The organism is Streptomyces gobiensis (assembly GCF_021216675.1).
Lineage (GTDB): Bacteria > Actinomycetota > Actinomycetes > Streptomycetales > Streptomycetaceae > Streptomyces > Streptomyces gobiensis.
In genome coordinates, this window is record NZ_CP086120.1 from 1,943,477 (window position 1) to 1,969,411 (window position 25,935).

A 25,935-nucleotide genomic window follows, 5' to 3' on the forward strand; every position below is an offset into this window, starting at 1 on the left:
CACGGTAATCCGGTAACCGCGGCAACCACTGGGCTTCGGGAAGGTGAGCGCGCGCCGGGCCGCTGATCCCGGCTGCGCACGATGCGCGGTTCGGCGGGGGCGACGGAGAATGGAGGGGAGCAGGCCGGTGGGAAGACGGCCTGCCGGAAGGCGGTGATCACTGATGGCCTATGTCGCCGTAAGCGCGCTCAGCCAGGCCGGGATGGTCCGCGCGCACAACGAGGACAGCCTGGTCATCGGGCCGTGGACGCTCTGCGGCACCGAGACCGAGAGCCCCCAGACGCTGCTGTTTCCGCTCGGTACCCCGCTCGTTGTCGCGGTGGCCGACGGGCTCGGCGGGCACCCGGGCGGGGAAGTGGCGAGCGCGCTGGTCGTGCGCCGACTGGCGAAGGTCGGGCCTCTGCTCAATGACGAGACCGCCGTGCGTGCTGTCGTGGACGCCTGCAATGAGGCGGTGTACAGCGCTGCTGCGGACAATCCGAAGTTGATCATGATGGGGACGACCATCGCGGGTGTGGTCGTGCTGTCGGAGGAGATCCTTACGTTCAATGTCGGCGACAGCCGGGTCTTCGAGGTCACCGGCGGTCTGCGGCAGACGAGCGTGGACGACAGCCCGCCGCTGGCGCCCGGGGAGCGCACCACGTCGGTCGTTACACAGACGCTCGGTGGGTCTTCGGAGTACACCGCCGTAGAGGCGCATGTCAGCAGTCGTCCGCTCGCCCTGGGCGACCGCTACCTCGTCTGCAGCGACGGCCTGACCGACCCGGTGCCCGACAAGGAGATCGACGATGTGCTGCGGCTGCACGATGGCGGTAAGGCCGCCTTCGAGCTGTGGAAAGCCGCGATGGACGCCGGAGGGCCGGACAACATCACCATCGCGCTCGTGCGCGTCGCCGACGAGGTCGAGTAGGTGCCGCAGGCGGCTGGTCCGGGCTGATCCGGCTAGTCGGTCTCGGTTGTGTCGGTGGTGGTGCCGGTGGTGGTGCCGGTCGTGGTTTCCGCCGTGCGGATGGCGTCGCGGTAGGTGCGGGCCGCCGCCCGCAGGGCCGTCTCGGGGTCGATGCCCGAGGCCTCCGCGCGGGCGGCGAGTGTGAGCAGTTCGTAGCCGATGCCCTCGCCGGAGGGGAGGACATCGATGCCCGCCGTACGGGCCCGGCCCGCCAGCTTCGCGGCCAGGGCGAGCGCGGGCTGGCCCAGTGGGATGCCCTCGGTCACCGAGGCACGCTGCTTCTCGGTTGCCTTGGTGCGCAGCCAGTGTGCCTTCACCTCGTCCGCCGTTTCGGCCGCCTCGTCGCCGAAGACATGAGGGTGGCGGTGGATCAGCTTCGCCACGATGCCGCCCGCGACATCGTCGATGGAGAAGGGCTCGTCCGGGTCGTCCTGGGCGATACGGGCGTGGAAGACGACCTGGAGGAGGACGTCGCCCAGCTCCTCGCTCAGCTCTTCGCGGTCGCCCTGCTCGATCGCCTCGACGAGTTCGTACGCCTCCTCGATGCCGTATTTGACCAGGTCCTCGTGGGTCCGTACGCCGCTCCACGGGCACTCACCACGGATCCGGTCCATCACCTGGACCAGATCGAGGAGCCGGGCGCCGGGCAGATCGTAGGAGCCGGGGAGCAGCTCCAGGTCCGGCATACGCTCGCGTCCGGAGCCTGCGAGCCGGGCCAGTCCGTCGGTCAGCCGGGGCTCGCCCTCGGCCGTAGCGATGACGACCACCGTATGGCCGCCGACGCATGCGTCGACCAGTTCGCGGGCGGTCGGCTCGCCGATCGACACCTCGACGCCCGCCTCCCGTACATACGGCAGCTGGGGGTGCCCGGCGTCCGCGCACACCACGCTGTCGGCGCTGTGCAGCGCCTGCCAGGCGGGCCAGGACAGCAGTCCGGGCGCGACCCGGTGACTGGTGGTGAGCAGAACAACACGGCCAGGCTCGGCAGGGTTACGGGAGGCAGTCACCTGACGAATGTAACTCGCTCAGGTTCCCCGGCCTCGGCCGCCCGCTGTGGCTGCCGGGGCACCGTGGGCACCGGCGTGGTTGGGGGCGCGGGCGCCGGTGCGAAGAGCCAGGGCAGCCGGGGCTGTACCAGCGGCCGGGTCAGTCTGCGTACCGGAGGTGAGGCCAGCGCCGCCGCCAGCACCGCCGCGAGCAGGACCAGGGCGAGCTGCTCGGGCCAGGAGCGCACCCAGTCGACGCCGCCGTTGATCATGACGGGCCGCAGGGCGAGCGGGTGAAGGAGGTAGATGTACAGGCCCCCGGCGCCCAGGTATGTGATCACCGGGATACGGCCCTTGGGGACAAGCCGGATGAAGCTCAGCCCGATGACCATGCCGCACAGCAGCACGGCCCCCCGTACCGCCCAGGCCCACTCCATGCCGACCGGAATCTCGTCCCCGTAGGGCTCCCGCATCGCCAGCCAGGTCGTACTGACGTCATGCCGGAACACCCAGCCCGCGGCGAACGTCAGCGCCAGCACGCCCAGGGCGGCGTCCCGGCTCCAGCGGGCGCGCAGCAGCTCATCGGCGAGGCCCTGCCGCAGCTTCCAGCCGAGCAGGAAGAAGGGGAGGAAGGTGATGGTGCGCGAGGCGGAGAAGGTGGCGCTGAATTTGGCGATGTAGCCGACCGCCAGTGCCGCGCCCACCGATGTCAGCAGGGGGTAGCGCAGTGCGGCCAGATAGGGCAGCAGCACCCGCCAGGCGAGCAGGGAGAGCAGAAACCACATCGCCCACGCCGGGTCGGCGGTGAAGAACTTCCAGTCGCCGTAGTAGTACTTGAGCTGGAGTGTGTGCAGCAGCCCGATGAGGAGATAGGGCAGCGCGATCGACTCGATGAGCCGTCGTGCCTCACGGGCGTTCAGCGGCCCGGCGCTGCTGAAGTATCCGGCGACCATCACAAAAACCGGCACCCGCAGTGCCCAGCTGGCGATATGCAGCCAGCGCAAGCCATTGAGCTCGCTCAGTGACTCCAGCGAGTGCCCGATGACCACCAGGGTGCCGGAGAAATAGCGGATGTTGTCCCAATGGGGATCGCGAGGCTTGTTATCCGGTTTTCCCGGCACCTTCGGCACTGCGTCTCCTGTCCTCCCCCCATGGCTTGCGATCAAGCAACTCGGGCGAGGCTAGTGGCGCGCCAGCCGGAGCGAACGCATAGCAAGCAGACCTCAGGTGAACACTGTGGGACGACCAGGGATCGTCAGGAGATCAGCAGAACACCGTGACAGCTCAGGTGGGCTCGTCCGGCTGTGGCGCGGGCTTCAGCCATGGCTCTTCCGAGCCGGTCAGGGACACCTGATCATTGCTCCAGGCGCCGAAGCGCGGGCTGATCTCGATTCCCATGCTCTCGGCGGTCTCGGTGAATTTCTTGTCCATCACTTCCCCCGCCTGGGGGCTGCTCAGGTTGACGCCGAGGGCCTTCGCCACCTCCAGCACCAGCAGATCCATCCGCAGCGTGTCCTCGATCTGCCCGGGGGCGACGGCCCGTTCCTGCAGCATTCGGGTGCGCAGTGCTTCCGCACCGTGCGCCGCGCTTTCCTGGTCCGCCCGGAACTGCTGGAGATCGCGCCGGGTCACCTTGACGCCCTCGTCCTTGGCGGCGCGCTCCACCACCTTCTCACGGATCATATTGCTGAGGGTGTACCGCGACAGCGGGCCGGTCCGCTGGATGAGCTGGGTGCTCTGCGGGTCGGCGCGCTGTGCGTCCCGTACCGCTTCGGCCCGCGCCTGCACCTGCGACACGGTGATCCGCTCCCCCTCGACGATGGCCGCCGCACCCGGGCGGGCGTCGCTGCCACAGCCCGTGACCAGCGGCGCGGCGATAAGCAGCGCGGCTGTGGCGGAGACGGAGAGCGCGGACCTACGGCGGTGCATGGGGCCTCCCAGCGGCGGCGACAGTCGTGCGACGGTGCAACGACCTAGCGATGTTCGATCTTAGGCAGTGGGCCGACGGGCCTCCACCACTTCGGCCCCACTACTTTCGCTACTACGTTTCCTCAACGACCTGTACGCCGTGCGGTTAGCCCGCTGTTCCCATTCCGTATACCCGGCTGCCGAAGAGTTGGGCTGTGTCCAAAGCCGTGTCCAAAGAAGCAGCCGTGCAAATACCGGAACAGAGCGCTCCATCATCACAGCCCGGGTCATCACAGCTCAGGTCATCACAGCCCGCAGAAGGGAAACCGGCGGCCGCGCGCCGGGAGCATCGCTATGACATTGATCTTATGCGGCTGATCTGCTCCTGCGCGGTGATGCTGGGGCATGTCGGCGCGACCTTCATCAGCGCCGTCGACCGGCAGGAGGCCAATGGGCCGGGCGCCTACTGGGTGGGCCACATAGCCGACTCGGCCAATGAGTTCGCGGTGCCGATGTATTTCGCCATGGCGGGCTGGGCGGTGCTGGTGGGTGCGCCGCCACGCGACAGCGGGCAGATCTGGCAGCGCATCGTCCGTAATGGACTGCCGCTGTTCATCTGGACCGGTGCCTATCTCAGCCTGGCCTGGATGCGCAGCCGCAATGAGGAGCCCATCACCGAGCTGGCCGTGGACTCCCTCTTCGGCTCGGTACGGCCCGCGTACCACCTGTGGTTTATGTACGCGTACATCCCCATTATCGCGGTGCTGGCCTTCGCCATGCTGGTCAAAGCGGGCAAACGGCCCTGGAGGCTTGGTCTGGCGCTGCTGGCGACCGCGACCGCGCCCAGCGTGCTGACCACCTTCGGTGAGCTGACCGGCTGGGACACCCCCAGTTTCGGCTGGGGCTTCGGCACCTACTCCCTGGTCTACGCGGTCGGCGGTGCGCTGCTGTTCGCCCTGCCGACGGGGGTGCCGCACCGGCACCGCTGGCTGCTGCTGCCGGTGCTGCTGGCCGCCTTCGCCGGGTGCCTCTGGTACAACACCCAGGTTCAGTACGTCATCCCGAACGCCCATCTGTTTGTCGCCGCGCTGACGCTGTGTGTGCTGCTGCTGGTCAGCCGGGTACGGATCCCGGTGCGGTTGCGGCCGGTGCTCAGCAAGCTGGCCGGGGCCGCGCTGGGCGCCTATATGGTGCACGTCTTCTTCGTCGAGGAGCTGGTGCGCCCGATGGTCTCGGCCAGCCGGGGCGGGCTGGTGTCGGGGGTGCTGCTGATCGGACTGCTGCTGGCCACCGTCACCCTGTCGTACGCCGCGAGCCTGCTCTGGGGTCAGCTGCGGCTCCGGCGCTTCCTGGGCTAGCCGGTCCGGGCTAGCCGTCGGCTGGCCTCAGCTTGCCCTTCACCTTGCGGGCCGCTCGCAGTGCCGCCCCCGTGCCCGGGAGGCGGCGGACCAGACCGGTCGCGAAGCCGCCGGGGAGTTGGAGGGACGTGAGACGGCGGCGTTTGAAGTAGCGGAGAGTGTCGTCGTTCAGGTGCTCGGCCAGCCAGGACGCTGCCTCCGTACGGAGTTCCGGATAGCGGTCCGACTGCATGCAGTAGCCCACCGTCCGTACGAGTGGGGCGATCCGCTCGGCTGTGTCCGCCCGCTCGGTGACGACCTCGCCGCCGGACTCCACGGTGGGCACCAGGGCGTCGACGATGGTCAGCGGCACCCGGTTGCTGTTCTGGTACGGGGCGAGCCGGTCCAGCAGCGGCTCGGTGCCGACCCGGGCGATGGGCACGCCGTAGCAGGCGGCGGCCGTCAGCATCGCGGTGGAGAAGCAGCCCACCACCAGCTGGGGGCACAGCCGTTCGAAGACGGTTTCGGCGAGCATCGGCCGGTCCAGCACGGTGAGCTGGACGCCCGCGTCCGCGGCGGCCTTGTCGAGCACCTTCGAATAGCGGGCGGGTGCCGTCGGATGCGGCTTGAACAGCACCGAACGGTGACCGGCCGCCGCCGCGCCACGCAGCATCCGCTCATGCAGCGCCTCTTCCTCGTCCACGGTCAGGATGTTGATCGCGGCCAGATACTGGCCGAGGATCACCGCGGTGGGCTCATGCTCGAGCTCCAGTTCATCGCCGTGGGCGATCTCATCCAGCACCGCGCGGAACGTGTCGCTCGGCACCAGCTCGCCCGGCACCCCGTACTCCGAGAGCAGCAACGGCCGCAGCCCCGGCACCAGGTCGAGGTGCAGCAGCCGCTGGATGCGGCAGGCCGTGGCCAGCGGCAGCTTCTCCCGCGTCGGCCCATAGCTCATCAGCCCATCGGCGTACACATGCACCGAGGCATCGGCGAAGATCGCGCACAGCGCCTTGGCCGGGCTGACGTGTACGGACTCCACAACGAGGTCGACCGGCCCGTCGCCCAGACCCCAGGAGGAGCGGAACATCCGCTGCCACAGCGGGGAGTCATTGGCGGCCGGTGTCCAGCCGCTGGGGTGATGCGGGCGGATGGTGTGGTTCCAGTCGACGACCGTGTCAAAGCGGGCGGCGATACGGCTCCAACCGGCCATATCCGTCAGCTGACTCGCGGTCTCCGGGGTGGCCGCGTTGTTGGAGACCAGCAGTACGCGGTGGGACTCCGCGCCGGGCCCGAACTGCCCGGCGTCCAGTGCGGCGGCGAGCGTCGCCGCACCGTACAGCGTGGAGACCTCGAAGATCTGTGTACGCATCCGTGTGCGTCCCCCCATCGTCAGGCCGCCTTCCGTGCCCCGCCGAGCAGCCGCCGGAGCACTTTCTGCCGCTCCTGGTCCATGCTCGCCAAGGTCTTCTCCAGCACATGTGCGGGCATCCGGCGCAACGCTGCCCCCGATTCCCGCTTCAACTGCCGTGCTGTGGCGGGCCCATAGCGGTCCGCGCTGGCCGCCGCGTGGAACGCGATCATGGCGCAGTAGGTCCGTACGATCTTGGGGAGGAACCGTTCCGCCTCCCGGTCGGCGGCGACCTCTTCCAGGATGAGATCGTGCGCCGGGATGAAGTCGAGCTGCCGGGCGTCCCGGATCTGGGTCAGCGAGGTGGTGACACCGCGCCGGTAGAACACCCCGAGCAGCCCGACCGAGGCGAAGGTGCGCGCCCGTAGATGGAGCTGCCAGATGAACACCCGGTCCTCGGCGGTCCGTAGGTTCTTGTGAAAGCGCATGGCCGCGCCGTCGCACCCGTCAAGCCCGTCAAACCCGTCAAACCCGTCGAAGAGGCCACGGCGGTAGATCCCCGCCCAGACGAAGGGGTAGTCGACCATGGTCTCCATCTCGGCCGGGGCGATGCCGTCCCGGGTGTCCAGCACCGCGTCCCGCTTGCGCGCGGGGGCGCGCCGCACCGTGCGTTCGGTGCCGGTGGACTGCACATGGTCGGTGCGTACGAAGTCGCAGCCCAGCTCCTCGATGGCGGTCAGGAGCTCGGCCAGATAGCCCGGTGCGTACCAGTCGTCGCCGTCGAGGAAGGTGAGGTAGTCGCCCCGCGCCGCCTCGATACCCGTATTACGGGCCTGGGCGATGCCCTGGTTTGTGTCATGCCGGATCACTCTGGCCCGTGGCAGGTCCCGTACCGCGCGGTCGAGGATTTCCCCCGTCGCGTCCGTCGAGCAGTCGTCGACCAGGATGAATTCCGTCCCCGGCCCGGCGTTGGCGGCGAGGCTGCGCACGGTGTCCGGGACGAACTCCTGAACATTGTGGCAGGGGACGATGACAGAAAGCTTTGGCACCGGCACACCGTAGCTACGTGATCACGAGCGCGGATGCCGGCCAGGGGACGGCCGGGTGAACTCTGTGCGTACGGTCCGCGAACCACCCGGCTGACGGCGTCGCGCGTGCTGCGTTACGCGTGACTGATGCGGTGGCGGCATAGCGCCTCGTCCTGGAGCAGCTGCACCACCACCGGGTCGTGCGGTCCCCGTTCGGCGGTGAACTCCTGGATGAGGCGGCTGATCTCGGGCAGCGCCAGGGCGTACTGGCCTATGTCGACCAGCGTCGCCGCGTACTGCTTGCGGAGCGTACGGACCACCGGTGAGCCCTCGCCGTGCTCGGCGGCGGCGGCTGGGAGGGCGCGGCCCAGCAGCTCGGCGACCTGGGTGTAGTAGCCACCGGCGAGCAGCTGCCGCACCTCCTCCAGGGTGTCCGACAGATCGGTGACCGGCGGTGGGCCGAAGCCGGGTGGCGGGGTGGCGGTGGGGGTCCGGCGCACCGGCCAGGGCGCCATCGGTTCAGCGAACGGCCGGGTGGGGTCCATCGGCAGCGGCGGGCCGTGCTGGCCCGGCCTGAGCAGCAGGGGCGCCAGGGCGGCGTACGCCTCATGGGCGTCGGCGGGCCGGGCCGAGGGCTCCTTGTCCAGCAGCCGCCACACCAGGGCGGCAAGCGGCTCGGGCGCCTCCGGGCGTATCTGCCGTACGGGCACCGGAAGTTCATGGAGCTTCTTGTAGAGCAGCCCGGAGGCCTCCGGTGCCGCGAACGGCACCTGCCCGGTGAGCAGTTCGTACAGCAGCACCCCGAGCGCGTAGAGATCGGCGCCCGGACCGACCGGGGTGCCGCCCATGGCCTGCTCCGGCGCCATGTAGACAGGGGTGCCGATGAGGGCGCCGGTACGGGTGAGCCGCGTGGTGTCGCAGGCGGAGCCGACGGCGGCGATCCCGAGGTCGAGGATGACCACCCGGCCGTCGGGCCGCACGATGACGTTGCCGGGCTTGAGGTCACGGTGAACGATCCGCACGGCATGCACCGCGACGAGCGCCGAGCACAGCTGTGCGGCCACGGCGACCGCCCATGGCCAGGGGTAGGGATCGCGTTCCGCGAGATGGTCGCTCAGATCGCTGCCCTCGACCCGCTGCATCACCAGAAACAGCTCATCGATGTCCCGGCCCGCGTCATAGACCGTGACCAGGCCCGGATGGTCGATCTGGGCGGTGACCCGGCACTCGCGCTCGAACCTCTCCCGCAGTTCCTCGGGGTCCGCGCTGCCGGAGAGGGATGCCATCTGGCCGGAGTTCATCAGCTTCACGGCGATCTGGCGACCGCCGAGTCCACGGTCATGACCGCCCCACACCTGGCCCATGGCGCCTTTACCCAGGGGCTCGGTCAGCTCGTACCGGCCCGCGATCAGCCGTCCGATCACTGCCCCTCCCGCTTGCGCAGGAGCGCGTCGAGCTCATCGAGCTCCGAGGCGACTTGTCGCATCCGGGAGGACTGCGGCGGGGGTTGGGGCTGAGACTGCGGCTGGGGCTGCGGCTGGGATTGGGGCTGGGGCTGCGGCTGAGACTGGGGCTGGGCCTGCGGCTGCGGCTGCGGCTGCGGCTGGGACTGGGGGAAGGGCGGTGGGTAGCCGACGGCCGGGTAGCCATAGCCCGCGGGAGCGGGGTGCGGGGCCGAGTGCGGGGCGGGGGTCCGGGGGAACCGGTCAGCGAGGATCGCGTGTGTGACGGCTCCGCAGATCAGCAGCATGATGTACAGCCCGGCCCAGAACGACGACATGTTCTTGCCCTCGGGGTCGTCCGGCACCACCACCAAGAGCACGATGTAGACGATCGTGAGGACCACGCTCAGCGCGAAGACGGCCCAGTCCAGCGGACGCTTACGGATGATCGCGAAGCGCAGGGAAGGCGCCCAGGAGGCCAGGCCGAGTGTGACGAGCGGCAGCGCGGCGAACAGCAGCCGTACAGCCATTCCCCTGGTGCCGACCCGGGGCCGGTACGGCGGCGGAGGGGGCGGGGGCGTGGCCGGGCCGTACATCAACAGCTCCAGATATCTACCGGTACGGACATCACAGGAGGTGAGCGTATACATCAGCGTGTGCGGCGTACCCCCGATGACCGGATTCCGGGGTCTCGATCCGGTGTCGGAACCAGTGCCGGGTATCAGCCGGGTGTCACGGTCCCGTCGCTGAGCCCGTCGTACATCCCCTGGGTCAGCCGCTCCCCCAGTTCACCGGCGAGCCGCAGCGCCGCTTCGAAGGCGGCCAGCTGACGGAAGTGCTCCCCGTACCGCCGCTGCTCGGTGAGCGGCAGCCGGGGCAACTGGAGCCGCCGGACGTCGAGTCGGGAGGCGGTGGAGGCATAGCTGCTGGCCTGGCGGGTGTTGGCGGTAGAGCGCAGAAAGCCCGCCATGAACCAGGGGTTGAGCGCCCCGGGATCGGGACGGAGCAGATAGAGCGGCTTGCCCAGCGTCTCCCCGGCCCGTTCCGGCGTTACCACATACGCGGCGCCCCGGCCCAGCGCCGGGAGCACCACATCGCCCACCTGGGTCACCGCGGGCTCCGCGTCCGCTCCGCCCGCCCGCACCTCCAGGGCGCCACCGCGGGCCAGTTCACCGATGGTGGTGACCGACCAGCGCGGGGCGGCGGGGGTCCGCGCCGGAGCGGCGGCCGACGGGGCGAGGTCGAGCGTGCGGCGCAGGGTGCGGTCGAGCTCATCGCGTGTCTCGGTCAGTGCGTCGGCCCCGCCCTGACCGGCGGCTGGCGGGAGATGGCGGGCGGGGGCGAGGTCAACGTCGTCGTCGAGCAGATCGATGACGGCCAACGCGCCACTGACGCCGGGTTCTTCGGGCGCGGTGCCGTCCTGGTCGAAGGACCGCCAGGCGGTCAGCACGGTGTGCTGAAGCTCAGGCCAGGGCAGCGGCTCCCGGCCCTCGGCCTGATACCGGGTACTGGTATCGACGACCAGCAGCCGGGGATCGGGCGGGGCGGTGCCGTCGGGCTTGCGCAGCACCCAGAGATGCAGCGGCAGACTGTGCGGCGGGGCCGCGCCCGCGGGCAGCGCGATGACCGCGCGCAGCGTGCCCCGGCGCAGCAGCGCGGCACGGATACGGCGGCCGGTGCGGCGGGAGGCGGCGGCGGGCGGCATCAGCAGTACGGCGGTGCCCCCGGGGCGCAGCCAGGCGAGGGCGTGCTGGACCCAGGCCAGTTCGGACTCGGTACGGGCGGGCAGCCCATACTCCCAGCGTGGGTCGTAGGCCAGCTCGTCATAGCCCCAGTTGCGCTCGTTGAACGGTGGATGGCAGAGCACCACGTCGACCGCTGGGCCGGCTCCGGGGCCGGTGCGCAGGGCGTCCTCGGTACGGATGTGGACGGCCGCGTGGTCGGCGGCGCCGCGCAGGGTGAGCCGGAGGGCGGCGAGCCGGGCGAGTACGGGGTCGAGCTCCTGGCCGTGTACGTCCGCGGGTTCACCGCCTCCCGCCCCGGCGGCGGCCAGCAGCTCCCCGGATCCGCAGGCGGGGTCGAGGACGGAGTCAGCGGGGCCGGCCAGGGCGGCCATCAGCGCGGCGGTCTCGGGCGGGGTGAGGGTGAACTGCCGGGGGTTGGCGTCGAAGTACCGGTTCAGCAGAAAGGCGTACGCGGCCTCGGCGCCCAGTTCACCGGCGAGTTCGGCGAGCGGGCCGGTCTGTGGCTCGGCGGCGTGCCGCAGCAACTGCTCACCGGCCCGGGCGAGGGCGGCGGGGGTGCCCTCGGGGTCGGACTCCAACTGCTGCCAAACCCGTTCCCGCAGCGGCACCTCGGCGAGCTTGCCCTGCTCACGGAGCCAGCTCTCCACCTCGGGGAGGGAGAAGGCCGGGCTGGTCTCGGTGCCTCCGACGGGTTTGGGGAAGTGCGGATAGCGGCGGCGCCAGTTGCTGACGGCCGCCCTGCCGACACCGGCGAGCCGGGCGATCCCGGCCGCGTTCACCTCTGGCGTGCTGTCCGACACCTGACCGGCCTCCCTACCTGTGCCCAGTTGCCGCTGTGGTCCTGAGCATACCCGGGATCTCGCATCACTCCGGTTCACCGCGTGAATAAGCAACTCCTCGTGACTCATGTTGACTCGGTTCACAGCTCATGCTCTCATTGACTCGTCGGTTCACACGGACTCGATTCAGCACCCGGAAAGGGGCCAACCGCCATGCCCGCTCTGCACATTGCCCGCAAGCGCACCCTCGCCGCCGCCACGGCGGCCATCGCCGTACTCGCCATCGGCGGACTGGCCGCCTGCTCACCGGAGGAGCCCACCAAGGAGAAGAGCTCCGGTGACTCCACGGAAAAGAAGGAAGAGGGCAAGGGCCCGGACAAGGACGAGAAGAGCGGCGCGCTCGCGGCGGGTGAGACCGCCAGCTATAAGAGCGGTCTGAAGATCACCATCTCCAAGGCCACCACCTACACGCCCAGCGAATACGCCGTCGGCCACACCGACGGCAACAAGGCGTACAAGGTCACCGTCACACTGGAGAACACCGGCGAGAAGAACATCGACGCCAACCTGATCACCACCACCGCCCGCGCGGGCGAGGAGGGCGTCGAGGCCGAGCAGATCTACGACGACACCGTCGGCTCAGGCTTCGACGGGAAGGTGCTCCCCGGCAAGAAGGCCACCGCGACGCTGGCCTACGACGCACCGGCGAGCGCCAAGAACCTGGACCTTGAGGTCGACCTGCTCGACTTCACCACCGAGCCCGCCCACTGGACCCTCACCCTCTGACGAACACCCCGGTCCCCACACCGGGGATACCACTGGCCGGGCTGGGCGCGGTCCTCCCCTCACCGCGCTCGCCCCGACAGAGAATCAGCGGGGCTGACTACGACCCCAGCACCGTGGTCAGGAACTCACCCACCCAGGCCAGCAGATCCCGGCCCACCACCGGCTTGCCGCCGATGCCACCGCCCGACTTCGGACGGGGCACCAGCACCTGGTGCGCCGCGGGTTTGACCACCGAACCCGGATAGACCCGCTTCAGCCGCAGCTCCTGGGACTCCCGCAGCTCCACCGGCGAGAAACGGATGTTGTTGCCCTGCAAGGTGATGTCGGTGACGCCGCAGGCGCGGGCGAGCATCCGCAGGCCCGCGACCAGCAGAAGGTTCTCCACCGGCTCAGGGAGCTTGCCGTAGCGGTCGGACAGCTCCTCGCGGACCGAGGCGATGTCCTCCTCCGAGTTGGCCGAGGCGATGGCCCGGTACGCCTGGAGGCGAAGCCGCTCCCCCGGGGCGTAGTCATGCGGAACATGGGCGTCGACCGGCAGCTCGATCTTCACCTCAAGCGGGGCCGCCTCTTCCTCCGCGCTGCCGTCGAGCGAGGAACGGTAGTCGGCGACCGCCTCACCGACCATCCGGACATAGAGATCGAAGCCCACGCCCGCGATATGGCCGGACTGCTCGCCACCGAGCAGATTGCCCGCGCCCCGGATCTCCAGGTCCTTCATGGCCACATACATGCCCGCGCCCATCTCGGTGTGCTGGGCGATGGTGGCCAGCCGCTCGTGGGCGGTCTCGGTGAGCGGCTTCTCCGGCGGGTACAGGAAGTACGCGTAGCCCCGCTCGCGGCCCCGGCCCACCCGGCCACGCAGCTGGTGCAGCTGCGAGAGCCCGAAGTTGTCGCCGCGTTCGACGACCAGGGTGTTGGCGTTGGAGATATCGATACCGGACTCCACGATGGTCGTGGAGACCAGCACATCGAACTTCTTCTCCCAGAAGTCCACCACGACCTGTTCCAGGGCCGTTTCCGACATCTGGCCATGGGCGATGGCGATACGGGCCTCCGGCACGATCTGCCGGAGCCGGGCCGCCGCCCGGTCAATGGACTCCACCCGGTTGTGGATATAGAAGACCTGGCCCTCACGCAGCAGTTCCCGGCGGATCGCCGCACCGATCTGCTTCTCCTCATACGGCCCGACGAAGGTCAGCACCGGGTGCCGCTCCTCCGGCGGTGTGGTGATCGTCGACATCTCCCGGATGCCGGTCACCGCCATCTCCAGCGTGCGCGGGATCGGGGTCGCGGACATGGTCAGCACATCGACATTGGCGCGCAGCTTCTTCAGCTGCTCCTTGTGCTCCACCCCGAAACGCTGTTCCTCGTCGACAATGACCAGGCCCAGCTCCTTGAACTTGGTGTCGGAGGAGAAGAGGCGGTGGGTGCCGATGACGACATCGACCGAGCCCTCCCGTAGTCCCTCCAGCACCGCCTTCGCCTCGGTGTCCGTCTGGAACCGGGACAGCGCCTTCACCTTCACCGGGAACTGGCCGTAGCGCTCGGTGAAGGTGCCGTAGTGCTGCTGGACCAGGAGGGTGGTGGGGACGAGGACGGCGACCTGCTTGCCCTCCTGAACCGACTTGAACGCGGCCCGGACGGCGATCTCCGTCTTGCCGTAGCCGACATCACCACAGACCAGCCGGTCCATCGGAACCGACTTCTCCATGTCCTCCTTGACCTCACTGATCGTGGTGAGCTGGTCCGGGGTCTCGGCATACGGGAAGGCGTCCTCCAGCTCCCGCTGCCAGGGGGTGTCCGGGCCGAAGGCATAGCCGGGCGCCGCCATCCGGGCCGAGTACAGCTTGATGAGGTCGGCGGCGATCTCCTTGACCGCCTTCTTGGCCCGCGCCTTGGTCTTCGTCCAGTCGGCGCCGCCGAGCCGGTGCAGGGAGGGGGCCTCCCCGCCGACGTACTTGGTGACCTGCTCCAGCTGGTCGGTGGGCACGAAGAGCCGGTCACCGGGCTGGCCCTTCTTCGCCGGGGCGTACTCGACCAGCAGGTACTCGCGGGTCGCGCCCTGGACCGTGCGCTGCACCATCTCGATATAGCGGCCGACGCCATGCTGCTCATGCACGATGAAGTCGCCCGCCTGCAGCGTCAGCGGGTCGATCGTCTTACGGCGCCGGGCGGGCATCCGGGCGGCGTCCCGGCCCGCGGCCTTCTGGCCGGACAGATCCGTCTCCGTCAGCACGGCGAGCCGCAGGTCCGGGGCGATAAAGCCGTTGTCGATGGAGCCGCAGGCCACATGGACGACGGACGGGCCGATCTCGGTCAGGTCGTCTTCGAGGCGGGCGGCGATCCCCTCCCCGCCCAGCACCTCGGCGGTACGCGCCGCCGGGCCGTGGCCCTCGGTGAGGTAGACACAGCGCCAGCCCTGAGCCAGCCAGCCCTTGGTGTCGGCCAGCGCCCGGGCCGTATCGCCACGGTAGGACTCGGGGGCGCGCATACCCAGCCGGAGGGTGTCATCCCGCTCCCCGTCCGCCTCGCCCGCTCCGTCCAGCCCCGCCTGATCCAGCCCCGCCTCGGCCAGCCCCGCCTCGTTCAGCTCAGTGTCCGCGGCGAAGGGGCTGACCGACCACCACAGCATGCCCAGCTCACGGGCGTGTTCCCGGACATCCGCGATGCCCCACAGAGAGGCAGCATCGACATCGATGGGCGCCTGGCCACCGCCAGCGGTCGCCGCCCAGGAGGCCTGCAGAAACTCCTGGCTGGTCGCCACCAGATCGGCGGCCCGGCTGCGTACCCGCTCCGGGTCACAGACGACGGCCATACTGCCCGCCGGGAGCACATCCAGCAGCAGCTCCATCTCATCGACAAGCACCGGGGCAAGGGACTCCATGCCCTCCACGGCGATCCCCTCGGCGATCTTGCCAAGCAGCTCACCGAGCTCGGGGTGCGCCGCCGCCAGCTCCGCCGCCCGCGCCCGTACCTCGTCGGTCAGCAGCAGCTCACGGCAGGGCGGAGCCCACAGACCGTGCTCGGCCACCTCAAGGGAGCGCTGGTCGGCGACCTTGAAGTAGCGGATCTCCTCAACGTCATCGCCCCAGAACTCCACACGGAGGGGGTGCTCCTCGGTGGGCGGGAAGACATCGAGGATTCCGCCGCGTACGGCGAACTCGCCGCGCTTCTCCACCAGCTCAACCCGCGCGTAGGCGGCGGCCGCCAGCCCGTCCACCAGCTGGCCGAGGTCGGCGGTCTCGCCCTGCTTCAAGGACACCGGCTCCAGCTCACCAAGGCCCTTGACCTGCGGTTGCAGTACGGAGCGTACCGGCGCGACCACCACGCTGACCGGACCGGCGGTGGGGTCGTCCGCGCGCGGGTGCGCCAGCCGCCGCAGCACCGCCAGCCGACGGCCGACGGTGTCGCTGCGCGGTGAGAGCCGCTCATGCGGCAGCGTCTCCCAGGCCGGATACTCCACGATGCCGTCCGGCGGGAGCAGCGACCGCAGGGCGGCGGCCAGATCCTCGGCCTCCCTGCCGGTCGCGGTGACAGCGAGCACCGGCCGCTCGGCGGACCTGGCCAGCGCGGCGACGGTAAACGGCCGCGCGGCCGCCGGGCCGACGAGATCGACATGGTGCCGATTGCCATCGGCGGCGGCTTTGACGGCCTCCTCCAGGGCCGGATCCCGTAGGACAGCGTCAAGCAGACCGGTCAAGCTCATGGAAGGGTTCCGTCCCAGGGTGGCTGGACAACACGAGGGGAGTTTCCAGCGTACGTGGTTCGCAGGCTGCTGCCCGGCCGGACGTTGTCGGCTCTCCCACCGTGGTGGTTTGTTCCCGCCCACCCACCCCTCGCCCAGCTTTATTCTGTCGCGATGGCGTTCAGGACGTTCATCCGGCCTGCCCGGAAGGCGGGCACCAGGGCCGCGATCAGGCCCACGACCGCCGAGCCCAGGAAGACCGTGATGATCGTCGGCCAGGGGATCTCCAGCACCTTGAGCCCCTCCAGCGCCAGCAGCTGCTGGGCCGCCGCGCCCCAGCCCATGCCCAGCCCGAGCCCGAGCAGCGCCCCGAAGAGGGCGATCACCACCGACTCCAGCCGGATCATCCGCCGCAACTGCCGCCGGGACAGACCGATCGCCCGCATCAGACCGATCTCCCGGGTCCGCTCGACGACGGAGAGGGCGAGCGTGTTCACCACGCCCAGGATGGCGACGATGATCGCCAGGGCCAGCAGGCCGTAGACCATGTTGAGCAGCTGACCCATCTGCTCCTCCAGGAGCTTCTTGTAGTCAGCCTGGTCCTGGACCGTGTACCCCGGGTAGGGCTTCAGCTCGGACTTGAGCGCGCTGTAGGCCCGCTGCTCGTTCCCCTCCTGCGCCTGGGCGAACATCATCCAGTTCTGCGGCATCTTGTCCGCGGGGATATAGCGCTCGGCTGTGGCGATGCTGAGGTACATCGCCCCGCTGTCCAGCGTGCTGTCCGAGGAGGTGATCGCGGCGATCCGCAGCTTCGCCGGGGTCGTGCCGTCCGGGAAGACGGCGGTCAGCTCATCGCCCCTCTTCAGCCCGTGCTCCTTCGCGAACTGCTCGTCGACCGACATGGCGTCCTTGCGGTACGCGTCGGCCAGCTCGCCCTCCACCGTCTCGACGCGCAGATCCTGTGCATAGGTCGGGGACGCGGCGATGAGGTCGCGGGTGTCCGACGTGCCGCTGGGAGTGGTCAGCTCGACCTCGACGAGCCCCTTGTACTCGGTGACATGCTCAAGGCCGGGCGCCTTGCGCACCACCTCCGCGATCTGCGGGGTGATCACCTTGCCCTGGTCCCCGGTGATGATGAAGTCCGCGCCGACCGACCTGTCGAGCTCATCGTTGGCCGAGGCCACCAGGGAGGAGCCGACGACCGAGAGGCTGGCGACCAGTGCCAGGCCGATCATCAGGGCCGCGCCGGTGGCACCGGTACGGCGCGGATTGCGCAGCGCGTTGCGCTCGGCGAGCCGCCCCATGGGGCCGAAGACCCGCAGGACGAGCGCGCCCAGTACCCGGACCACCACGCCCGCCAGGAGCGGGCCGATCAGGATGAAGCCGATCAGAGTGAGCACTACGCCGACGCCCAGATACAGCGCACCGGGGCCCGGCTCGTCCGCGCCCGCCGCGCCCAGCAGCGCGGCCGCGCCCGCCAGGGTGAGGAGGGTGCCGATGGCGGCCCGGACCTTACCGGACTTGTCGTCGCTGGGAACGCCCGCGTCGCGCAGCGCGGCCATGGGAGAGACCTTGCCCGCCCGGCGGGCCGGGAGGTAGGCGGCGACCACGGTGACCAGGACACCGAGGACGAGGCCGATGACGGGGGTGGTCCAGACGATGGTCAGATCGCTGGTGCTGAGGTTCATCCCCATCATGCCCATCAGCTTCATCAGGCCGATGGCGATACCGACCCCGGCGCCGACGCCGAGGACCGAGCCGAGGATGCCCAGGAGCAGGGCTTCGATGAGCACGGACCGGTTGATCTGCCTGCGGCTGGAGCCAATGGCGCGCAGCAGACCGATCTCGCGGGTGCGCTGGGCGACCAGCATCAAGAACGTATTGATGATCAGGAAGATGCCGACCAGGAGGGCGATACCGGCGAAGCCGAGCAGCGCGTACTTCATGACGTCGAGGAAGGCGCCGATGTCATCTTTGTTCTCGGCGGCGAACTCCTCCTGGGTCTGCACCTTGTAGCCGTCGCCGATGGCGGCGGTGACGTTCTTCTTGAGCAGTTCGTCGGTGACGCCCTCGGCGGCGATGACGGAGACCTGGGTGAACTCATCGGTGGAGCCGAGCAGTTTCTCCTGGGCGGTCTTGTCGTCGTAGTAGAGGACGGCGGCGCCCGGGTTGGTCACCTGGAAGGCGGCGAGGCCGGAGATGGTGGCGGTGAAGTCACCGGTGACGGCGATGGTGCGCAGTTCGTCACCGAGGCTGAGGCCGTGCTTCTTGGCCGTATCGGCGTCGACCATCACCTCGGTGGGACCGCGCGGCGGGTGTCCGGAGGTCACGTCCATCGTCTTGACATCGAGGTCGGTCCAGTTGGACGCGATGGTCGGAGCACCGCTGGTGGGGCCGATGTTGTTGTTGTCCCGGTCGACCACGGTCACGGCCATGCTGGCGGTGGTGCCGAGGGCCTTCTCCACGCCCTCGGCCCGCTCCACCCGCTGCACGAGCGAGGCCGGTACGGTCGTGGGCTTGCCGGTGGCGGGGCGTTCGTCGCCGTTCCCGGCCTTCTTATGGGAGACGGTGACGTTCGCCGAGGTCTCGGCGAAGAGCTTGTCGAAGGTCGTGTTCATGGTGTCGGTGAACACCAGCGTCCCGCAGACAAAGGCCACCGACAGCACCACTGCGAGGCCGGAGAGAATCATCCGGCCCTTGTGCGCGAAGAAGTTGCGCAGTGAGGTCTTGAGAACCGTCATGACACCCGCCCGAAGGTGTCGGATGCTTCGGCGGTGTGGGGGTCGTCCCCCGCAAGGTGCAGCATGCGGTCCAGGACCATCTCGGCGGTTGGGCGGCGCATCTCATCGACGATGCGGCCATCGGCGAGGTAGAGCACCCGGTCGGCATAGGAGGCCGCCATCGGGTCATGGGTGACCATGACCATCGTCTGACCGAGCTCATCGACGGAACGGCGCAGAAAGCCCAGCACCTCGGCGCCCGCCCGGGAGTCCAGGTTTCCGGTGGGCTCATCGCCGAAGATGATCTCGGGGCGGGCGGCGAGCGCCCGCGCGACGGCGACCCGCTGCTGCTGGCCGCCGGACAGCTCGCTCGGGCGGTGCTTCAGCCGCTCGCGCATCCCGACGGTCTCGATGACCCGGTCCATCCACTCCCGGTCCGGCTTACGGCCCGCGATGTCCATGGGCAGGGTGATGTTCTCCAGCGCGTTGAGCGTGGGGAGGAGGTTGTAGGCCTGGAAAATAAAGCCGATGTGGTCCCGGCGCAGCCGGGTCAGCTTCTTGTCCTTGAGCCCGGAGATCTCGGTGTCACCGACCCAGATCTGGCCGGAGGTCACCGAGTCCAGCCCGGCCAGACAGTGCATCAGCGTGGACTTTCCGGAACCCGATGGGCCCATGATCGCGGTGAAGGCGCCCCGGGCGATCTCCACATCGACCCGGTCGAGCGCGAGGACCTCGGTCTCGCCGGAGCCGTAGGCCTTCACGACCTGCCGTGCTCGCGCCGCGACGGCCGTGCTTCCCCCACTGCCCCCGGTCCTTGGATTCGCTACAGCCGTAGTCACGGTATATCTCCCATATCGGTTTGCTCTGGCGCTGGCGCGGCGTCTGAACTCAGCCTGCTGGGCGGAGAGTGAGCACCGCGATGGTGCGCATGGGCGTATCCGACCGGGGGCCAGCCCCACCCTCCCGCTCCGGCACGCCCGATCAGCCACGGCCCACGGTAGGGAGAGCGGCCCGTCACCTCGTCCTGCGACAGGACGAATCAGAGCCGGGCAAAACCCTGTACCGCCCCCTAGGGGTTGACACTTCGTAACCCTTACCCGAAGTAATAAATCGCAGTTCAGCGGCGATCCTGTGAAGATCCTTCCACCGCTTACTACTTGTGAGTAACGTGCGCTCTTCCCCCGCGAGTTCCAGGCCATACCCCACCAGAAGAGCCGCCTCATGTCATTTGACGCAGGACGCCCCCATCAGTACACCCACCGGCACGCCCGGCAGCACAGCCACCAGCACATCCCGCCACCCCCGCCCCACCCACCCCGAACGCATTTCGGCAACACAGCTTTCGACGACGCAGCCTTCGACGACCCCGCTGTCCACAACACCGCTGTCCACAACACGGTGTCCAGCAACACCGCGTTCGACAACACAGCCGAACTGCGCCGACTGCGCTCCGCCTACCGGCTGCTGCGCCGCAGCATGACGCTGGCCGCGCTCGGCTACTTCGTCCTCTTTCTCCTGCTGTCCGCGTTCGCTCCGGGCCTCATGGACACCAGCCTCTTCGCCGGACTCAATATCGGCCTGCTCATGGGGCTGCTCCAGCTACCCGTCGCCTTTGCCGCGGCCATCGCCTATGAACGCCTCGCCCGGCGCAATGTCGACCCACTCGCCCGCCGGGTCCAGCACGCCCAGGGAGGCGGCCAGTGAACAACTTCGACGCCTCCGCACAGACCCTGTCCCTGGCCATCTTCTGCGCCGTCGTCAGCATCACCCTGCTGCTGTGCATCATGACCAGCGCCGAAGCCGATGACCTCGGCGAGTTCTACACCGGCTACCGCAGCCTGTCCCCCACCCGCAATGGGCTCGCCATCGCCGGTGACTACATCTCCGCCGCCACCGTCCTCAACACCATCGGCATCATCGCCCTCACCGGCTACGACGGCCTCATCCTCGCACTCAGCACCGCGCTGTCGCTGCTCCTGCTGATGTTCCTGCTCGCCGAACCTCTGCGTAACGCGGGCAAGTTCACCATGGGCGACGCTCTCACCCGACGCTCCCCCAGCCGTTCGGTACGCATCACCACCAGCGCCGTCACCCTGCTCGCCCTCGTACCGATGATGGTGGTCCAACTCGCCGGAGCGGGCTACCTCATCACTCTGATACTGGGCTTCTCCGGCGAGGGCGTACGCACCGGATGCATCATCGTGCTCGGCCTGCTGATGATCGCCTACGCCACCATCGGCGGCATGAAGGGCACTGCCCTCATCCAGATCATCAAGATCGTCGTACTGACCGGCGCCGCCACAGCCGTCGCCATCCTCGTCATGGACCGCTTCAGCTGGAGCCCCGGCGAGCTGCTCAGCCAGGCCCAGCAAGGCAGCGGCGCCGGACCGGCCTTCCTCAGCTCGGGCCTGCAGTTCGGCACCGACCTCACCGGCCGCCTCGACACCATCAGCGGCATGCTCACCGTGGTCATCGGTGCCGCCGTCCTCCCCCATGTCACCATGCGCATGTACACCGCGCACAGCGCGCCCGCCATACGGCGCGCCATGTCCTGGGCGGTCGGCGTTGTCATCTATGTCGTCCTGCTCATCGCCGTCATCGGCGTCGGCGCCACCGCGCTCATCGGCGCCCGCGACATCGCCGCCGCGAGCCCCCAGGGCAGCAACGCCATCCTGCATATCGGCCAAGCCGTCGTCGAGGGCTCCGGAACCCTCTCCACCCTGGTCTTCACCGCCATCGCCACCGCGGTCTTCCTCACCCTCCTGTCCTCCGTAGCCGGTATGACCCTGGCCTGCGCCTCCTCAATCGCGCACGACCTGGCCGCCCATGGAGTACACCGCGGCGGGCTCTCCGCCGCCCGTGAGATGACCACCGCCCGGCTGGCCGGGCTCGGCGTCGGACTGGCCGCTATCGGCCTCGCGATCCTCGTCCAGGACTGGACGCTCCAGGCGCTGATCACCCTGTCGTTCTGCATCGGCGCCTCCGCCATCACCCCCGCACTGGTCTACAGCCTCTTCTGGCGCCGCTACACCCGCACCGGGCTCCTCGCCACTCTGATCGGCGGCAGCCTCTGTGTCCTGGTGCTCCTGACCTTCTCCAGCGTCGTCTCCGGCGGTCCGCACGCCCTGATCACCAGCCGGGACTTCAGCTGGTTCCCCCTGCACACCACCGGCCTGATCTCCATCCCGGCGGGCTTCCTGCTCGGCTGGCTGGGCACGGTATTCAGCGACCGCCGCACCCAACAGCGGGAGCAGCAGCGGTACGAGGCCGTAGAACCCCGGATTCTGGCCGGTACGGACGCCCCTGGCTAGGAGCTGGCTGGGAGCTGGCTAAGAGCTGGCTGGGAGCCCTCCCGCGGAGGGAGCTACCCGGAAATGACGACGGGTCCTGACCGAAAGGTCAGGACCCGCACATAAGCTCTGCTCCGCTGCCAGGACTCGAACCCGGACTTACTGGACCAAAACCAGCAGTGCTGCCTATTACACCACAGCGGATAGCAATAGGTACCAATTCGAACACCTCGCTGGGTTGCCGAACTGGCCCCCACCACTATGCCGTACGACCACCCCTCAACGCGACGGTAAAGATCGGCGCCGCCCGGCACACGGACGTCGCCGCGGGGAAAGGCGCAGGTCGTGCGCAGGTCGTGCGCCCCCCGTACGCCCCCGGGAAAACGGCTGGCGGCCGGTCGTAGTCTGGTCGGTATGACCGAGACGGGGGAAGACGTCCGCGCCGGGGAACGGGCGCGGCGGCCGGGGCCGCTGTGGTGGGCGCGGCCGCGGAGTGCGGTGCTTGATATCTCACTCGCGGTGATATCCACGGTGGAGTGTGTCCTGCAGGGCATCGTCTTCGCGGGTGAGGCCGGGATTCCGGTGGGGCTGGGCGTGCTGCTCGGGGTGATCGCCGGGGCGACGCTGGTGTTGCGGCGGCGGTGGCCCATCGCTGTGGTGCTGATGTCCATCGCGGTCATCCCCGCCGATATGGGGCACCTCCTGGGCATTGTCGCGCTCTATACACTGGCCGCCTCCGAGGTGCCGCGCCGGATCATCGGGCTGCTGGCCGGAATGCAGGCACTGGGCGTCTTCATCATCGCCCTCGTCCAGATGCGGGAGAGCAGCGGACAGGAAGACCTCACCGGGCCGGGCTGGTTCCTGGCGCTGGTCGCCACGCTGCTGGCGCTGGTGGTGACCGTGCCGCCGGTGCTGCTCGGTCTGTACGCCGGCGCCCGGCGGCGGCTCGTATACGCGTTGCGGGAGCGGGCGGACGGCCTGGAGCGGGAGTTGTCGCTGCTGGCGGACCGGGCCGAGGAGCGGGCCGAGTGGGCGCGTAATGAGGAGCGGACCCGGATCGCGCGGGAGATGCACGATGTGGTCGCGCACCGGGTGAGCCTGATGGTGGTGCACGCGGCGGCGTTGCAGGCGGTGGCGCTGAAGGATCCGGAAAAGGCGGCGAAGAACGCGGCGCTGGTCGGGGATATGGGGCGGCAGGCGCTCACGGAGTTGCGGACGATGCTGGGTGTGCTGCGGGCGCACGAGGTGCCGCAGGAGGAGAGGCCGTTGGCGAGGGTGGCTCAGTTCGCGGCGGCCGCGGTGGAGCGGGAGGCCGGTGACGCCGGAGCACGGCTGGGGGAACTGGATCAGCTGATCGGTCAGTCACGGGCGGCCGGGATGGCGGTGGAGCTGTCCGTGGAGGGGGAGTCGCGTCCCTATCCGGTGGCGGTGGAGCAGACCGCTTACCGGGTGGTGCAGGAGGCGCTGACCAATGTGCACAAGCACGCGGCCGGGGCGAAGACGCAGGTGCGGCTGGCGCATCGGCCATCGGAGGTCGCGGTGCTGATTGAGAACGCGGCTCCGGCGGCCGGGGTGGCGGACGCCGGGCTGCCCAGCGGTGGCAATGGTCTGGTGGGGATGAAGGAGCGGGTCACCGCGCTGGGTGGGGGCTTTGTGTCCGGGCCGACGACGGCCGGGGGTTTCCGGGTGTCGGCGGTCATCCCTGACCGTAAGTGAGCCGCACTGGCTTGGCGCCGGTGACGAGGGTGGTCAGGGCGGCGTCGATATGCGGGCCGAGATACCAGTCACCGCTGTGGTCCAGGCTGTAGACGCGGCCTTCCATGTCGATGGCGAGCAGCGCTGAGCCGTCGTCTTCCTCGCTCACTTCTCCGCCCGGTTCCCCGCGCAACTCCCCGTGCAACTCCCCGCGCAACTCCTCGCCCAGTGGGGCGATCTCCGTATCCAGCGCGCGGCCGAGGTCGGAGAGGGTACGGGCCCAGTGGAGGCCGCGTTCGGGGTCGATACGCAGTGGGGTGGGGGCGATATGGCGTCCTGGCCCGGTGCCGGCGATGCGCAGCCCGCCGAATTCGGCCCAGGCTTCGACGGCGGCCGGAAAGACCATGTGCCGGTGGCCGGCGGGTGAGAGGTGGGCGCGCAGGGTGTCGGCCCAGACCTCGGCCTGGCGTATGTCCCAGCGGCCGGGCTGCCAGCCGGCGGCGCGCAGGGCGGCATCGACGGCGGCCGGGAACCGGCTGTTCATGGCGGGGGTCATCGGGTGCTGGCGGCGTCGACGGCGCGGACGCCGAAGTGGGCGAGAAGCGCGGTGCAGGAGCGGCAGGGCGGGGCGTAGGTGCCGTGCTGCGGATCGCCGTGTTCGCGGATGCGGCGGGTGGTGAGTTTGGCCTGCCTGAGGGCTCGGCGTGCGTCGCCGCCGGTGAAGGGCTTACGGCTGGAGCGCTTGGAGCGGGAGGCCTCGGCGGAGGTGAGGTAGCGGGAGAGGAGAACGGCTTCGGGACAGCGTCCGGTGTGCCGTTCGCGGCGGTCGGTGGTGAGGGTGTCGAGGAAGTCCTGGACGAGTGGGTGAAGGGTGGGTGGCCGTTCGGCTTTGCTGGCGGTGCAGGTGAGTGTGGTGCCGCGGACGGAGAGCGCGGCGGCGACGGTGGGCATGATGCCGTCGCGGCGGTGGCGCAGGACGGGCGCCGTGCCGATGGCCGACTGGCCGTGGGTCCCCCAGCCGATGCGGGGGTCTCCCGTATACGAAGCTGTGTGCATAGTGCCGCCTTTCTCCCCGTCCATCCCCCCTGTGCGAGATCGACTCTGCCAAACACCGGGGGTGTTGCGGAAGTCTGGACCTGTGCTGAACATGTCCCAACCTCGTGACAGGACCAGGTACGGTCCGGGGCTCGCGAGACCGCATGGCGAGACCACATAGGCTGTGCCTCGACAGCCAGACGCAGCAGGGGGCACCGCCATGACGACAGGTCGGCTCGGGCAGCAGGCCGCGCCACCGAACACGGCCTACGCCGGGCAGGTCGTGCAGTTCCCGGATCCGGTCCGGGCAGCTCGCCACCCGAAGGGGGTACGGGTGGATGAGAACGGCTTTCCGGATTTCTCAGCCTACGCCCGTGCCGCCGCTGAGGTCGCCGAGCCGCCGGAGGGCTTCGGCGTGGACGAACTGCGGCTGACGGATTACGTATCGGCGAACGCCGCGCTGCACGCCGCTGGTCATGAGCTGTGGGCGGATCTCGCCCCGGTGGCGACCCCGCACGGCTGGACATGGCATCACGTGGCCCACAGCCGTCGGATGGAGCTGGTCCCGGTCGAGGTGAAGGCGCTGCTGCGGCACCATGGCGGGCTGGCGACGGCTGCCGTGGACCACGGCAAGCGGGGCACACGTCCCTTGCAGGAGACCCGGCCTGTGCACTTTGAGGTGCCCCATGGTGTCGCGGTCGCTGAGGAGCAAGTGCAGCAGGTCGAGGAGTCCTTGGGCTATCGGCTGCCTGGTGCGTACCGTTCGTTCCTCAAGGCGGCGGGCGGCTGTGCCCCGGTCGGGGTGGCGCTGGACGCCGAGCTCGGTCTCCTGATCGACCAGCCGTTCCTCACGGTGCGGGATGAGGCGGCGGTCAATGACCTCCTCTATGTCAATAAGTGCCTTCGGGACCATCTGACCAAGGATTATCTGGGCGTTGGCTTCGTCCATGGCGGACTGGTCGCGGTGAAGGTGAGGGGTGAGGGCACCGGATCCGTATGGTTCTGTGCGTATGACGACGCCCGGGACCGGGATGGGCTGGGGGTGCAGGAACGGGTGACGGAGCTGCTGCTGCCCTGTGGCGCCGATTTCGATGACTTTCTGCTGCGGCTCGCGGGAAATCCGCCCGAGTTGGAGACCGTGGCCAATCTGATGGTGGATGGCGGCTTCGCGCGCGCTGTCCCGGTGGAGAGGTGAGCGC

20 protein-coding genes and 1 tRNA gene are annotated in these 25,935 nt (G+C 69.3%); 7 read left to right on the forward strand and 14 right to left on the reverse strand.

The features are described from left to right. Window positions 1-163: 163 nt before the first annotated feature. Window positions 164-910 carry a PP2C family protein-serine/threonine phosphatase gene (locus tag test1122_RS08895; RefSeq protein WP_232268617.1) on the forward strand — a complete coding sequence of 249 codons (747 nt, stop codon included), beginning with the start codon at window positions 164-166 and terminating at the stop codon, window positions 908-910. A gap of 32 nt (window positions 911-942) precedes the next feature. On the opposite strand, the gene test1122_RS08900 is transcribed toward test1122_RS08895, so the two are convergent. The 3 genes from test1122_RS08900 to test1122_RS08910 form a co-directional block, all read right to left on the reverse strand. Beyond that, window positions 943-1,956 carry a nucleoside triphosphate pyrophosphohydrolase gene (locus test1122_RS08900; RefSeq protein ID WP_232268618.1) on the reverse strand — a complete coding sequence of 338 codons (1,014 nt, stop codon included), beginning with the start codon at window positions 1,954-1,956 and terminating at the stop codon, window positions 943-945. Continuing rightward, window positions 1,953-3,065 (reverse strand): acyltransferase family protein, encoded by a 1,113-nt coding sequence (locus tag test1122_RS08905; RefSeq protein WP_232268619.1) that lies wholly within the window; start codon window positions 3,063-3,065, stop codon window positions 1,953-1,955. Before test1122_RS08905 ends, test1122_RS08900 begins: the two co-directional genes overlap by 4 nt. 154 nt (window positions 3,066-3,219) lie before the next feature. Beyond that, a complete protein-coding gene (locus test1122_RS08910; RefSeq protein ID WP_232268620.1) occupies window positions 3,220-3,864 on the reverse strand; it encodes a SurA N-terminal domain-containing protein in 645 nt (214 codons plus the stop codon). 224 nt (window positions 3,865-4,088) lie between these two features. On the opposite strand from test1122_RS08910, the gene test1122_RS08915 reads away from it, so the two are divergent. Continuing rightward, on the forward strand, window positions 4,089-5,201 hold the full coding sequence (locus test1122_RS08915) for an acyltransferase (protein WP_277879814.1): 1,113 nt from the start codon (window positions 4,089-4,091) through the stop codon (window positions 5,199-5,201). 10 nt (window positions 5,202-5,211) lie between these two features. On the opposite strand, the gene test1122_RS08920 is transcribed toward test1122_RS08915, so the two are convergent. The 5 genes from test1122_RS08920 to test1122_RS08940 all read right to left on the reverse strand — a co-directional run bounded on the left by test1122_RS08920 (window position 5,212) and on the right by test1122_RS08940 (window position 11,546). Next, a complete protein-coding gene (locus tag test1122_RS08920; RefSeq protein WP_232268622.1) occupies window positions 5,212-6,552 on the reverse strand; it encodes an alpha-2,8-polysialyltransferase family protein in 1,341 nt (446 codons plus the stop codon). A gap of 20 nt (window positions 6,553-6,572) precedes the next feature. Further along, window positions 6,573-7,580 carry a glycosyltransferase family 2 protein gene (locus tag test1122_RS08925; protein WP_232268623.1) on the reverse strand — a complete coding sequence of 336 codons (1,008 nt, stop codon included), beginning with the start codon at window positions 7,578-7,580 and terminating at the stop codon, window positions 6,573-6,575. Between the two features lie 113 nt (window positions 7,581-7,693). After that, the gene (locus tag test1122_RS08930; RefSeq protein ID WP_277879815.1) at window positions 7,694-8,983 is read right to left on the reverse strand and encodes a serine/threonine-protein kinase; all 1,290 of its coding nucleotides are present in this window, start codon (window positions 8,981-8,983) and stop codon (window positions 7,694-7,696) included. After that, window positions 8,980-9,651, reverse strand: coding sequence for a hypothetical protein (locus tag test1122_RS08935; RefSeq protein ID WP_232268624.1), 672 nt, complete (start codon window positions 9,649-9,651; stop codon window positions 8,980-8,982). Before test1122_RS08935 ends, test1122_RS08930 begins: the two co-directional genes overlap by 4 nt. Before the next feature lie 71 nt (window positions 9,652-9,722). Further along, window positions 9,723-11,546 carry an N-6 DNA methylase gene (locus test1122_RS08940; RefSeq protein ID WP_232268625.1) on the reverse strand — a complete coding sequence of 608 codons (1,824 nt, stop codon included), beginning with the start codon at window positions 11,544-11,546 and terminating at the stop codon, window positions 9,723-9,725. 192 nt (window positions 11,547-11,738) lie between these two features. Between test1122_RS08940 and test1122_RS08945 the strand changes: the two genes are divergently transcribed. Beyond that, window positions 11,739-12,311 carry a DUF4352 domain-containing protein gene (locus tag test1122_RS08945; RefSeq protein WP_232268626.1) on the forward strand — a complete coding sequence of 191 codons (573 nt, stop codon included), beginning with the start codon at window positions 11,739-11,741 and terminating at the stop codon, window positions 12,309-12,311. Window positions 12,312-12,408: 97 nt separating this feature from the next. Here test1122_RS08945 and mfd read toward each other — a convergent pair whose 3' ends face one another. From mfd to test1122_RS08960, 3 genes are all read right to left on the reverse strand, one after another. Further along, complete coding sequence (gene mfd, locus test1122_RS08950) at window positions 12,409-16,017, reverse strand: transcription-repair coupling factor (protein ID WP_232268627.1); 3,609 nt, start codon at window positions 16,015-16,017, stop codon at window positions 12,409-12,411. A gap of 140 nt (window positions 16,018-16,157) precedes the next feature. Beyond that, window positions 16,158-18,737 (reverse strand): ABC transporter permease, encoded by a 2,580-nt coding sequence (locus test1122_RS08955; RefSeq protein WP_232268628.1) that lies wholly within the window; start codon window positions 18,735-18,737, stop codon window positions 16,158-16,160. Then, window positions 18,734-19,555 carry an ABC transporter ATP-binding protein gene (locus test1122_RS08960; protein ID WP_232268629.1) on the reverse strand — a complete coding sequence of 274 codons (822 nt, stop codon included), beginning with the start codon at window positions 19,553-19,555 and terminating at the stop codon, window positions 18,734-18,736. The genes test1122_RS08955 and test1122_RS08960 overlap by 4 nt, the downstream gene beginning before the upstream one ends. Before the next feature lie 382 nt (window positions 19,556-19,937). Here test1122_RS08960 and test1122_RS08965 point away from each other — a divergent pair, with 382 nt between their 5' ends. Beyond that, window positions 19,938-20,420, forward strand: coding sequence for a DUF485 domain-containing protein (locus test1122_RS08965; protein WP_232268630.1), 483 nt, complete (start codon window positions 19,938-19,940; stop codon window positions 20,418-20,420). Next, complete coding sequence (locus tag test1122_RS08970; RefSeq protein ID WP_232268631.1) at window positions 20,417-22,027, forward strand: sodium/solute symporter; 1,611 nt, start codon at window positions 20,417-20,419, stop codon at window positions 22,025-22,027. Before test1122_RS08965 ends, test1122_RS08970 begins: the two co-directional genes overlap by 4 nt. 111 nt (window positions 22,028-22,138) lie before the next feature. Here test1122_RS08970 and test1122_RS08975 read toward each other — a convergent pair. Continuing rightward, a tRNA-Gln gene (locus test1122_RS08975) sits at window positions 22,139-22,210 on the reverse strand. Window positions 22,211-22,420: 210 nt separating this feature from the next. Between test1122_RS08975 and test1122_RS08980 the strand changes: the two genes are divergently transcribed. Beyond that, entirely contained in the window at window positions 22,421-23,722 is a 1,302-nt protein-coding gene (locus tag test1122_RS08980) for a sensor histidine kinase (RefSeq protein WP_232268632.1), read from the forward strand. On the opposite strand, the gene test1122_RS08985 is transcribed toward test1122_RS08980, so the two are convergent. Both test1122_RS08985 and test1122_RS08990 read right to left on the reverse strand, forming a co-directional pair. Then, window positions 23,703-24,245, reverse strand: a complete 543-nt coding sequence (locus tag test1122_RS08985) for an SUKH-3 domain-containing protein (RefSeq protein ID WP_232268633.1) — start codon at window positions 24,243-24,245, stop codon at window positions 23,703-23,705. The genes test1122_RS08980 and test1122_RS08985 overlap by 20 nt on opposite strands. Before the next feature lie 8 nt (window positions 24,246-24,253). After that, window positions 24,254-24,757 (reverse strand): YwqJ-related putative deaminase, encoded by a 504-nt coding sequence (locus tag test1122_RS08990; protein ID WP_232268634.1) that lies wholly within the window; start codon window positions 24,755-24,757, stop codon window positions 24,254-24,256. 199 nt (window positions 24,758-24,956) lie between these two features. On the opposite strand from test1122_RS08990, the gene test1122_RS08995 reads away from it, so the two are divergent. Further along, window positions 24,957-25,931, forward strand: coding sequence for an SMI1/KNR4 family protein (locus test1122_RS08995; protein WP_232268635.1), 975 nt, complete (start codon window positions 24,957-24,959; stop codon window positions 25,929-25,931). Window positions 25,932-25,935: the final 4 nt, after the last annotated feature.

Coding starts and splice junctions, on each gene's coding strand:
- test1122_RS08955 (WP_232268628.1), bottom strand. CDS start 18,737: ATGACGGTTCTCAAGACCTCACTGCGCAACTTCTTCGCGCACAAGGGC.
- test1122_RS08945 (WP_232268626.1), top strand. CDS start 11,739: ATGCCCGCTCTGCACATTGCCCGCAAGCGCACCCTCGCCGCCGCCACG.
- test1122_RS08910 (WP_232268620.1), bottom strand. CDS start 3,864: ATGCACCGCCGTAGGTCCGCGCTCTCCGTCTCCGCCACAGCCGCGCTG.
- test1122_RS08965 (WP_232268630.1), top strand. CDS start 19,938: ATGTCATTTGACGCAGGACGCCCCCATCAGTACACCCACCGGCACGCC.
- mfd (WP_232268627.1), bottom strand. CDS start 16,017: ATGAGCTTGACCGGTCTGCTTGACGCTGTCCTACGGGATCCGGCCCTG.
- test1122_RS08995 (WP_232268635.1), top strand. CDS start 24,957: ATGACGACAGGTCGGCTCGGGCAGCAGGCCGCGCCACCGAACACGGCC.
- test1122_RS08935 (WP_232268624.1), bottom strand. CDS start 9,651: ATGTATACGCTCACCTCCTGTGATGTCCGTACCGGTAGATATCTGGAG.
- test1122_RS08920 (WP_232268622.1), bottom strand. CDS start 6,552: ATGCGTACACAGATCTTCGAGGTCTCCACGCTGTACGGTGCGGCGACG.
- test1122_RS08895 (WP_232268617.1), top strand. CDS start 164: ATGGCCTATGTCGCCGTAAGCGCGCTCAGCCAGGCCGGGATGGTCCGC.
- test1122_RS08980 (WP_232268632.1), top strand. CDS start 22,421: ATGACCGAGACGGGGGAAGACGTCCGCGCCGGGGAACGGGCGCGGCGG.
- test1122_RS08990 (WP_232268634.1), bottom strand. CDS start 24,757: ATGCACACAGCTTCGTATACGGGAGACCCCCGCATCGGCTGGGGGACC.
- test1122_RS08985 (WP_232268633.1), bottom strand. CDS start 24,245: ATGAACAGCCGGTTCCCGGCCGCCGTCGATGCCGCCCTGCGCGCCGCC.